Raw genomic sequence first — 10,870 nt, 5'->3', positions numbered from 1 at the left:
AATAGGTCATCAGTGATAGCATAAATTGTAATTATTTCGTTTAACATTACCCCTCCTAATTTTTCCTCTGGAGGGGATTTTATTGCTTATGCAATGCCACCTGAACACCTGCAAGCATAACTAGCAACTTGGGTTACTAGCACTACTATATAAATAATCGATCGCTTCAACGAAATAATCAGATTTAAAAGGCTGCGATCGCTCTGCTTAGATTTAAAAAGCCCTGATAAAAGTTCAGGGCTTTGCTTTATATACGGTTTATTAAATACCAGCCTAAAATTTTTGCTGGCGCTTTTCTATAGAAATAATTATCCCTGAATCGCTTGCTTAAAGATAGCGGAGAACTACCCATTTTTTACCTGGGTAGCTATTTAATAAAGTCTTTAGATTTGTATATATCTCTACTGTGCGATCGCTTCTTGGTAAAATTCCCCTATCCTTAAGGTTGAACTTCGCGCAGCCGACGTTCCAGAAAGCGACGTTCGCTGTCATTTGTAACCAGCATGAGCGCGATCGCGTAACTCTCTGCGGCTGACGCTGAGGCTCCGATGCGGCGCAGCATCTCGGCACGGGTGGCGTGAAATAGATGATAGTCATTAAGTTGGGAAGCAAGCCCATCAATGAGTTCAAGGGTCGTCTGAGGACTCTCTATCATTGAGATCGCCACCGCCCGATTCAGCGAAACAATCGGCGAGGGCTGCAAGCTCTCGAGCAAATCGTAGAGGCGAACAATTTGCAACCAGTCCGTTTCTTCTGCTTGTGTTGCCTGACAATGTAGTGCCGCGATCGCTGCTTGCACTGCAAACGAACCAATTTCGCCCCGCAATGCCTCTTCAACGAGCGGCAGCGCCTCAGCAATCTGCTGTTGATTCCAGCGACTACGATCCTGATCTTCAAGCAACACCAGATCGCCTGCTTCATCCAAACGGGCATCGCGTCGGGAGTCGTGCAGCAACATCAGTGCCAAGAGTGCAGTCACTTCTGAGGGCGGTTGGGGTGCCATCAACGTCCTTACGAGGCGACCCAGCCGAATCGCTTCTGTGCAGAGGTCAGCCCTCACCATCGTCTCGCCCCTAGTCGTCGCGTAGCCCTCATTGAAAATCAGATAGATCGCTGTCAGTACTGCGTCTACCCGCACAGACAGATCGGTTGTGTCCGGCACTTTATAGGGAATGCCTGCATCCCGAATCTTGCGTTTAGCACGCACCAACCGTTGCGCCATCGTTGCCGTGGGCACGAGAAACGCCCGCGCAATTTCATCTGTCTCCAGTCCGCCCAGCAGCCGCAGCGTCAAAGCAACCTGTGCCTCGATCGCCAGTGCTGGGTGGCAGCAAGTAAAGATCAGCCGCAGTCGCTCGTCTGGAATTTCGTCTGTATCGTAAGTTGGCTCCTCGCGGGTTGGGATTAACCCGGAGGCGGCGTACCATTCCAATTTTTCCGTCAGCCGTGTCCGCCGTCGGAGGCGATCGATGGCTTTGTATCGGGCTGTTTTGACGATCCACGCACGGGGGAGATCGGGCAGGCCGCTCGACTGCCATTGATTCACGGCGGCTATAAAGGCTTCCTGTACTGCTTCTTCAGCCACATCGAAATCCCCCAGCAACCGGATGAGGATGGCGACGATCCGCCCCCATTCAGCCTGATAAAGGGAGGCGATCGCTTGCTTTACGTCTGTTTTGGCGTTTGGGAGCATACCTGAATTAAAGGAGGCAGGGGGCAGGGGGCAGAGGGCAGGAGGCAGGAGGCAGGGGGCAACGGGCGGTTTTTCTCTTTTCTTTGATAAAAATTTTTGGCGAGGTGTCGATTTGAGGTAGCACCGTTCGACTTACTAACAAAGGGAAACAAGGGAGGTATACCCCGATGGTACTAAACGATAAAAATTTTTGGTGAAGTGTCGATTTGAGTCAGCACCGTTCGACTTACTAACAAAGGGAAGTAACAACGGGAAATAAAGGAGGCAACCCCATGAAATATTTGCTGCTGATTTACCTGGAGGAAAATGCCCTGAGCCAAACCGAGCGGGAACATTGTTATGTAGAATCCGCGCAACTGGCACAACAACTCAACTCGAAGGGGCAGTATCTCGCGACTGCCCCACTCCACCCTGTGGCCACTGCAACCAGCGTTCGGGTGCGCGACGGCAAACCACTAATAACTGACGGGCCCTTCGCAGAAACCCGCGAACAATTGGGCGGTTTTTTTCTGATTAATGCTCAGGATCTCGACGAAGCGATCGCGATCGCTGCGCGGATTCCAGGCGCGAGTGTCGGCACTGTTGAAATTCGACCTGTAATTGAAGTTGCAGGCTTGCCAGAAAATTCCTAACTGCATTCAACCTCAACCCAAAAGGAGAGATGACGATGACAACCAAAAACGCGATCGCCACTAATGAAGTTCAGATTCGCCAACTAATTGCCGAGCAACAACGTGCCATCTGCACCAAGGATGTTGAGCAAATCATGTCCCACTATGCCAACGAGATTATTGTCTTCGATGTTAAACCTCCTTTCCAAACCCAAGGAAAAGATGCTTGGCGTCAAGTGTGGAAAGAATGTTTGCCTTACTTCCCCGACACCTTTGAGATTGAAACACGAGACCTGAAGATTACCGTCAGCGAAGACTTAGCGGTTGCACATTGGCTATTTCGCTTCACAGGAAGCCAAGACCATCCAGCAATGCAGACCTGGATGCGCGTCACCGCTGTTTGCCAGAAAAATCAAGGCGAATGGCAGATATTACACGAACATCTCTCGGTTCCATTCGATCCAGAGACTTCTCAAGCTGTATTCACGCTCAACCCATAGGCTAATCTACTGAGTCAACGCCATGAAAACCAATCCTTATCTCATGTTCAACGGTAACTGTGAAGCCGCGTTCAAGTTCTACGAACACTGTCTTGGCGGCAAAATTGTCATGATAATGACCCACAAAGATGCACCCTCAGCCGAACATATACCTGCCGAATGGCATGACAAAATCATGCACGTCTGTCTCGATCTGGGCGATCGCCTCTTGATGGGGTCTGACAGTCCGCCTGGATATTTTGAAACACCCCAAGGCTTTTACGTGCAAATCAGCGTTGACGAGCCAGCGGAGGCAGAACGCATCTTTCATACCCTAGCAGAAAACGGAAAAGTGAAGATGCCGATCGATCAAACCTTTTGGTCTGTCCGTTTTGGTATGTTGGTCGATCAATTCGGTATTCCGTGGATGGTCAATTGCCAGAAAACTGCTTGACTTGTGGGGAGGCGCTTATGGGCGTCTTCCCTAGAGTAAAACCTCAGCGCTTTTTCACCGATCTTTCACTGTGCAATAATTCAAAAGAAGAACCCATGAGTACTCAAATTTTCGTTAATCTGCCAGTTAAAAACCTTAATCAATCGATAGAGTTTTTTACTCAACTCGGCTTTAAGTTTAATTCTCAATTCACTGACGAAACTGCCACTTGTATGATTGTGTCCGAAAACATTTTCGTCATGCTCTTGACTCATGAAAAGTTTAAGACGTTTACTCCCAAAGAAATTTGTGATGCCACAAAAAGCACAGAAGTGCTTGTGTGTTTATCTTCTGATAGCCGAGAACAAGTTGATGAAATGATTCGCAAGGCTGTCGCCGCTGGTGGAACAACCTACAATGAACCGGAAGATCACGGTTTTATGTATGGACATGGATTTGCTGACTTAGATGGCCACATTTGGGAAATTATCTACATGGAGCCAAGCGCAATAAATCAAGGTTGATTGCAGACATCTAAATAATACTGCAAGACAAAATTCCAAATTACAGCTATTTACTTAGAAAATAGCTGTACAAATACTCCCAATACGGTTCTGATAAGCATTTTGAACTCAGAATAGGGTTTGGGGAAAAGAACAATGGGTTTGCGGTTAAAGGTTTTTTATTCCCCTTTCCCCTTTAATCGAACTGTATTGCAAATACTCCTACCTTCTTCAAATAGCTCTTTGCCGCAGATGTCGTCCATCAAACCCTTGCTTAATCCAATTCAGACATTCATATTCAGATTTGAATAACTTTGGAGCTGCAATATTATTCAATAATTCTGGTGGATAATGGTCGTAAAAATATTTGTCTCCTTCTTGGAAGATAATAATCAAATTGTTCCGATAAACATAGCGAGACTTAAAACTATCCCCCCGATGAACAAACTCAGAATTTCGATCGATATGCTCTTTAGCAATATCAATGATGTTACTAACGTCACTTCCATAGATTTCTGCTGGATTTTCTGCTTTATGAAATTTGCTTCTGTGCCCAATTTCAGATAGTATTTTATACGAATAAATTTCGTAATTATCCGCCTTGCCAAAAACAAATGGAATTATGAGATATCCTTTATATGAAACTGAGTTTTCATAAAGAAGACGACTCATTTCAACCTCCTTTGGTAGAACTGCTCTGAAAGTTTTTTCTTTAACAGAAAAGTATTACAACCCCAATTATCTACTAAATAGGATCACCATAAACTGAGTTGATTGGGGGGATGCTCAAGATTATTCCAAGGTAGGGGTGGAACTGGTGTGCCATTCTGTTCCAATAGCTGTTGAAAGTGACGAGCTGTATTGGGCGATCGCGCTTCTATTGGACAATGGACAAAGAAATAAATTCGCACTCCCATCTGTAACCATTGCTGAATCTGCCTTACCCACTCTTCCATAAATGGCTGATTCACTGATAAATTCGGATGAGAAATAAACCGAATCAGAGTAAAAGGTGCTGTCACACTCAATTGCAACGGTAATTTCGGTTTGCGCCGTTCCGATTGTAACTGGGGGTCATCATCTCCAGTGTAAATGGGGCGCGAGTCTAACAGTACTCGTCCGACACCCAAATTTTCTAAAAGCGCCGTCAAATTACTAGCATGAGGTTCCTTGAACCAGTCGGGATGCCGAACTTCCACTGCTAGGGGTGCTTCTGTACGCGGCCAAGCTTCCAGAAAGTTGGACAAATCATCAAGTAATGCAGGTGCATAGCCAGGTGGTAACTGGGCAAACATTGGGCCAAGATGCTTACCTAAAGGGCGCATCGCCTCCAGAAATTTTAAAGCAGCTGGTATATAAGGTTTCAGCAATCCTTGATGGGTAATATCTCGCGGTAATTTTAGACAAAATTCAAAATCTGTTGGTGTTTCGGCAGCCCAACGAGTTACAGTTTCTTGGTTAGGCACGGCATAAAAGGTCGTGTTACCTTCTACAGTGGTGAAGCGACGACTATAGACATGGAGAAAATCAGCAGTACGAGTACCTTGGGGATAGAGTTCGCCTACCCAACCTTTATATGCCCAAACAGCACAACCGATAAAAAAGTTCACAATGCCTAAAAGCCTTGATGTATCATATTCAATTTTACACGCAGGTTGTAGGGATTGATAAAGCTAAGTCAAATTACCGACTTGTGAAAAAAAATCATAGATTTTTTATCAAAATGCTTGATTACTTTCTCATTTTGGTAAATTCAGCAAGCAAAAAGGCACATTGCTTTATCAAAATGCTTGATTGCTTTCTCATTTCGGTAGATTCAGCAAGCAAACAGGCATATAGCAGTTTTCAATTGCATTAGACTTCTTGGCATTTGTCGGGAAAAGGTTCTGTATTGTCCCTTTCCCCTTTAACCAAAACCTTTTCCCCAAGAGTGCAAAAAGCACAAATGCCAAGAGGTCTATTGATAAATTGAACCATCAGGCATAATTGCCCCTGCTAAATTAGTTCCAACTAATTTAACTAGAAGCCGCTCACCAGAGCGAATCCGCGCTCCCGTCAAGTCGGCTCCTCGCAAGTCGGCTCCACTGAGATCCGCTCCAATCAAATTAGCAGCGCGTAAATTCGCCTCCCTGAGATCGGCTAAAAGTAGATTTGCCCGAAATAAATTTGCTTCAGATAAATTTGCACCTCTGAGGTTGACTTTGTGCATAAAAGTATCGCTGAGATTAGCACCGCTCAAATTGGCATAACTCAGATTTCTGCCAGATAAGTCTTTATTACTCAAATTTGCCCGACTATAGTCTTTGCCACTCAAGTCTGGGTTTTGCTTTGGTGGTTTCTGGGTTGGTTGAGATGGTTTTTCCTGTTGAGGTGACGGTGAGTAATGTGTGGTTTGATATGTAGTTTGATGTGTAGTTTGATGTGTGGTTTGAGGTTTGGTTTTTAGAGAACGCAACTTCTCACGAGCTTCATTTATAGCTTTCAGCTTGTCTTGTGCTTTCTGCTGTAAACGGAGATTGTCTTTGGGAATGCGATCGGGATGCCAAACAAAGACTAAATCTTTGTAAGCCTGGTTCACTTCTTCAAGTGTTGCTCCAGGCTCTAATTCCAAAACTCTATAGTACCGCTCCAGATCGCTCATACGATATTTTGGTGGACAATCAACTTAATTATGAGTGATGGAGTCATTTATGCGCTGCATCATTTGTTATGGATTATGGGGTATGGGGCATGGGGCATTGGGTATGGGGCATGGGGCATTGGGCATGGGGCAGGGGGCAGAAGTTTTTGAATTTTGAATTTTGAATTTTGAATTGATTTCTCATCTCCCCATCTCTCCATTTCTCCATCGAGCGATCGCTCGAAAATATGCTGCAATTGGAATCTGATAAACTTCAATATAAATCCAAACAATAATTGATAAATGTGATAGGAAGGTTAATATTGTCCAAATATATGGCATCCAGGTAATGGGTTCTTTCAGATTAGCAGGAAAATAGTAAGCTACTATGCCAATTAGAGTAGTGGGAAGAATTATAAAAACTGCTGCTGCTAATCCATAACCCCAACCTAACTCGACACCTTCCAACTGGCCTTCTGTCCAACTAAACCCATTCCAACGCCAAGTTAAAGGTGGCTGCCTAGAAGGCATCTTGATTTGCTGTTGCTCTAAGTTGACTGTAAAAATCTCTTGACAAAAGTCACAAGCCATAGCTTCCATCAATGGCATGTGAGAAATCTTACCTATTCGACAGACTGGGCAGGGGTAAGCTCCATAATAGTCGAAAGATTGGGTTAAGATTTTGGAACTGGGCATAATGAGACAGATGATCCTAAAAAATTGATCTGGTCAATGAGAACTTGGGTAATAATGTATGGCGGTATGGCGGTTGTCAATTTCCTACAATAAGCTTTCATAAGATGAAGTCAGGAGAATTATATATTTTAACTTCTCAATCCTGACTTTTTCTTCTAAGGTTATATAACTATTGCGATCTTTAATGACAAACCCTTCTCTATGAGAGGCTACGCCAACGGGTTCGGGGGTGACGCTCCTTCTCTGCGACGAGACGCTGCGCTAACGTCGCTAACGCTGCACCAACGACGGGAACCGCCAAGACTGCGACCCCCTCACCGCTTTTTTTGTCTACGCAAATAAGCAACTAGTACAATCAGAACAGAGCGTGATTTTGAATTGTGCAAAGCGTTATAGTCTTAATCCCGAGGTTGTACTGAGTCTATCGTTTTTTTATAGTTTGTGCAGGTCTTGACAAAGCCCACTCTTCCTGCTAACTTTACAGTAGATAGGTATATTTCTTAAGTTTTCCAGCAAAAAGCCCGTAAATGCTTAACACAAATTCCTACTTTTATTTTTGGTTTAGGGTGGTTCACCGGGGGTGAATTAAGTTTCCTAATGGAAACCGCCCGGTGAACCGCAGAGCAAACTCTGCGGTTTTTGTTTTTTTAAGGAGAATTTCATTGTCATGACTTATTTCATCAGCTGGTTTTATGGCTTTTACTTTTGGCCCAGAATAAATTCCGGGTAAATAGCGTCATGCCAATGAATCAGAACGCGCCCGGAACTCTTGGTTTCGGGCTTTTTTATTATTTGGGAATGGGGCATTGGGGATGGGGCATGGGGAATAGACGGACAAGGGAGACAAGGGAGAGATGAAGGGACAAGGGGATAAACAAAACTCCTAACTCTTAACTCTTAACTCAGCACTCATTACTCATTACTCATTACTCAGCACTCCTAACGCCCAATCCCCAATGCCCAATGCCCAATACTTAATTTTTCAGGAGAATATAACCATGATTAATGCCAAACTTGCTGCACAAGCCCATCTCAACCACCAGACAATCGTTAAAATCTCGAAAGAAGTCGCTTTCGGCGGTAAGGAACTGGTAATTATCGGCGGCCCCTGCACTGTTGAAAGCTTAGAACAAATGGAGATAGTCGCCCAAAGGCTATCTACTGCATCAGTACAGGGGTTGCGTGGCGGTGTCTACAAACCTCGCACATCTCCCTACGCTTTCCAAGGTATGGGAGAGTCAGGATTAGAGATTTTAGCCAAGGTGCGATCACATTACAATATGCCAGTTGTTACGGAGGTGATGTCAATTTCCCAAATTGAAGTAGTCGCCGCCCACGCTGATATGCTACAAGTTGGTAGCCGCAATATGCAAAACTTTGATTTGCTCAAAGCTTTGGGACAAGCTGGTAAACCAATACTACTCAAACGTGGTTTAGCAGCGACTATTGAAGAATTCGTCATGGCTGCTGAATATATCCTTAGTCACGGGAATCCTGATGTGGTGTTGTGCGAAAGAGGTATTCGCAGTTTCGACGATTACACCCGTAACGTCCTAGATTTAGGAGCAGTGGCAGCACTCAAGCAAATAACTCACTTGCCTGTAATTGTAGATCCTTCCCATGCCGTCGGCAAACGGGAGTTGGTCGCACCTGTAGCTAGGGCTGCGATCGCTTGCGGTGCAGATGGATTAATTATTGAATGTCACCCAGAACCAGAAAAATCTGTTTCTGATGCCCGTCAAGCACTTTCTTTAGAAGATATGGTGCATTTAGTTGATAGTTTAAAACCTGTAGCTACAGCCGTTGGGCGCAGTATATCAGATGTTGGGGCGGGTTTGTCTCCTGCCCCGATTTTTTGGGCGGCTTAAATTTCAGCAAACGGCGATCGCTTCAATATCTCAGCCAAAAGATTTATTTTGGGTTGATGGCAAACAGCGATCGCTTTCGTAAAATCAAGTTGTTACTTCAGCGATTGCATTTGTTCTCAAACGGATTTTGGCAACACAATCTTCTATATATAAATCTAAGTTATCGTTTTAAAAAATAAGACTATTTGATTTTATTCTTCAAATCGTTTTATCCTGAAATCAGTAGATATTTTAACTTTTACTAAATTGCCTAAAAAGGTTTTAGTATACCGATCTTTCAACTTTGAAAATCTAAATAAGGATAATAACTAAATGCTAGAGCAGCAGATTGATAGCCCCATCAAACCTAAGACAAGTGCAATGATTATGAAACTTTTTCAAATCACTTTAGTGGTCTTAGTACTTTTAATCAACTTAGTAATTGCTTTCCCCTCTTGGGCAGACAGTACGCCTTCTTTAACTAATCATCCTAACAACTTTCAAGTTGGGCAAAAAGTCATTTGGCTTTACAAGCCCCGCACAGATTCTAGCGATATCCAAAGAATTCCCGCCGAAATAGTCAAGTTAAGTTCCAAGCAAGTGCAAATTAAGATTTCCAAACACAATAACGAATTTGTCAACCGTTGGGTGAATCCAAACAAGCTTGAGAATTCGACAAAAATTAAATAGTCATTAGTCATTAGTCATTAGTCATTTGTCCTTTGTAATCACAAATGAAAAAGGACAAATGACTAATGACAGCCAACAGAAAAAAATGATTTAGGACTGCTATAGTTAAAATTCTCTTGTGTGGGTTTGGTTTTCATAATTAGGATCTTCAGTACCAAGCAGTTTGTCCCAGAACGTAAAATACAAACCGTAGTGTACTTTATACTTGCGATGATGTATGGAATGATGCATAGAACCAATAAGCCACTTTTCAATCCAGTAACTTTTAGATGAGGAGGGAAATAGCTCAAATCCGAGATGAGTAAACACTGCCCATACTGTCATAGTTATAAGTGCGGCAACTAAGGTGACGAAATGCAGGGGAACTATGAAGCTTACACCTACAAAAAAAAGTGCTTGTACAATTGCTTCTGGTAAGTCGAAGGCAGAAGAACTCCAGGGTGTTGGCTCTCCTGAACGGTGATGTCCAAAATGCATCCATCTAAAAATTCGAGGATGGTGAAACATCCGATGGATAAAATAAAAGTAAGTATCTTGAAGAATTAGTACTGCAATAAAGCTAATTATTAAATACCACAGTCCGTATTTCCAGATGTCAGCGTATAGCAGGGTTGCTCCCAAGTTATACTCTGAGATCGTAAATGCTCCAGCAATAGCAAAAACTACTGTGGAGATTACTGATAATTCAATATCATATTTAATGGAACAATTCATCAACGGTTTCAAACGCAAACTCTTGTTGGCAAGATACTTTCCTAAAACTAAATAAAAGAGCAAGTATGCTCCGCCAGCAATTAGAAAGTATCGGGCAAGAGTGATGCCGAACAAGAAAAAGCAATAATACCAAAATGAGTGATTCGTCAATTAGACCCATCCGTAAGATTAATTTGGTGAAATGAAAATGCTGATTATGTCCGATTTTTTTGGTCTTCATTACCAAAAATAACCAAATTAAGATTTAATTTGTTAATCGACAAAATCCCCTGCTTATTTTACAGCATCAAGTAGTTCAGATAATATATATTAAGTTTTATAATAAAAATTGAACTAATTTTATTGCATATATAAATATAAATTATTACTATTCATAAAAAAAGGTTCTTGGTTGACTCAAATTGTAGTAAATAGCTAATTTTGTAACTTACTTACGATTTATTTAATACCAATTTAATGTGAAGTTGCACATATCTTGATACCCCTAAATCCCCCTTGAAAAGGGGGACTTTGATAGATGTTTTTCCGGTTCCCCCCTTTTTAAGGGGGGTTAGGGGGGATCGAATTCTATGCAGCTTTATAAA

12 protein-coding genes are annotated in these 10,870 nt (G+C 43.0%); 6 read left to right on the top strand and 6 right to left on the bottom strand.

The genetic code is table 11. The features are described 5' to 3' along the window. Nucleotides 1-439: 439 nt before the first annotated feature. On the bottom strand, nucleotides 440-1,693 hold the full coding sequence (locus tag RMY32_RS28205; protein ID WP_322709753.1) for an RNA polymerase sigma factor: 1,254 nt from the start codon (nucleotides 1,691-1,693) through the stop codon (nucleotides 440-442). Between the two features lie 272 nt (nucleotides 1,694-1,965). On the opposite strand from RMY32_RS28205, the gene RMY32_RS28200 reads away from it, so the two are divergent. From RMY32_RS28200 to RMY32_RS28185, 4 genes are all read left to right on the top strand, one after another. After that, the gene (locus tag RMY32_RS28200; protein WP_322693364.1) at nucleotides 1,966-2,325 is read left to right on the top strand and encodes a YciI family protein; all 360 of its coding nucleotides are present in this window, start codon (nucleotides 1,966-1,968) and stop codon (nucleotides 2,323-2,325) included. 35 nt (nucleotides 2,326-2,360) lie between these two features. Further along, nucleotides 2,361-2,804 (top strand): YybH family protein, encoded by a 444-nt coding sequence (locus tag RMY32_RS28195; protein WP_322709751.1) that lies wholly within the window; start codon nucleotides 2,361-2,363, stop codon nucleotides 2,802-2,804. A gap of 22 nt (nucleotides 2,805-2,826) precedes the next feature. After that, nucleotides 2,827-3,237 carry a VOC family protein gene (locus RMY32_RS28190; protein WP_322709749.1) on the top strand — a complete coding sequence of 137 codons (411 nt, stop codon included), beginning with the start codon at nucleotides 2,827-2,829 and terminating at the stop codon, nucleotides 3,235-3,237. 95 nt (nucleotides 3,238-3,332) lie between these two features. After that, entirely contained in the window at nucleotides 3,333-3,740 is a 408-nt protein-coding gene (locus RMY32_RS28185) for a VOC family protein (protein WP_322709747.1), read from the top strand. Nucleotides 3,741-3,950: 210 nt separating this feature from the next. On the opposite strand, the gene RMY32_RS28180 is transcribed toward RMY32_RS28185, so the two are convergent. The 4 genes from RMY32_RS28180 to RMY32_RS28165 form a co-directional block, all read right to left on the bottom strand. Continuing rightward, nucleotides 3,951-4,391 carry a hypothetical protein gene (locus RMY32_RS28180; protein ID WP_322709746.1) on the bottom strand — a complete coding sequence of 147 codons (441 nt, stop codon included), beginning with the start codon at nucleotides 4,389-4,391 and terminating at the stop codon, nucleotides 3,951-3,953. An 83-nt stretch (nucleotides 4,392-4,474) separates the two neighbouring features. Further along, the gene (locus RMY32_RS28175; protein ID WP_322709744.1) at nucleotides 4,475-5,329 is read right to left on the bottom strand and encodes a DUF72 domain-containing protein; all 855 of its coding nucleotides are present in this window, start codon (nucleotides 5,327-5,329) and stop codon (nucleotides 4,475-4,477) included. 347 nt (nucleotides 5,330-5,676) lie between these two features. Continuing rightward, entirely contained in the window at nucleotides 5,677-6,360 is a 684-nt protein-coding gene (locus tag RMY32_RS28170) for a pentapeptide repeat-containing protein (RefSeq protein WP_322693371.1), read from the bottom strand. 180 nt (nucleotides 6,361-6,540) lie between these two features. Continuing rightward, nucleotides 6,541-7,035 (bottom strand): hypothetical protein, encoded by a 495-nt coding sequence (locus tag RMY32_RS28165; protein WP_322663775.1) that lies wholly within the window; start codon nucleotides 7,033-7,035, stop codon nucleotides 6,541-6,543. Nucleotides 7,036-8,033: 998 nt separating this feature from the next. Here RMY32_RS28165 and aroF point away from each other — a divergent pair. Continuing rightward, nucleotides 8,034-8,903: a 3-deoxy-7-phosphoheptulonate synthase gene (gene aroF / locus RMY32_RS28160; protein WP_322709742.1), complete on the top strand. Its 870-nt coding sequence runs from the start codon at nucleotides 8,034-8,036 to the stop codon at nucleotides 8,901-8,903. Between the two features lie 312 nt (nucleotides 8,904-9,215). Beyond that, nucleotides 9,216-9,572, top strand: a complete 357-nt coding sequence (locus RMY32_RS28155) for a hypothetical protein (RefSeq protein ID WP_322709741.1) — start codon at nucleotides 9,216-9,218, stop codon at nucleotides 9,570-9,572. A gap of 105 nt (nucleotides 9,573-9,677) precedes the next feature. On the opposite strand, the gene RMY32_RS28150 is transcribed toward RMY32_RS28155, so the two are convergent. Next, nucleotides 9,678-10,436: a sterol desaturase family protein gene (locus tag RMY32_RS28150; protein ID WP_322709740.1), complete on the bottom strand. Its 759-nt coding sequence runs from the start codon at nucleotides 10,434-10,436 to the stop codon at nucleotides 9,678-9,680. Between the last annotated feature and the right edge of the window lie 434 nt (nucleotides 10,437-10,870).

The organism is Nostoc sp. ChiSLP03a (assembly GCF_034531215.2).
GTDB lineage: Bacteria > Cyanobacteriota > Cyanobacteriia > Cyanobacteriales > Nostocaceae > Nostoc.
Note: the sequence above shows the minus strand (reverse complement) of the source record. Positions and strands in the feature narration are given on the sequence as shown.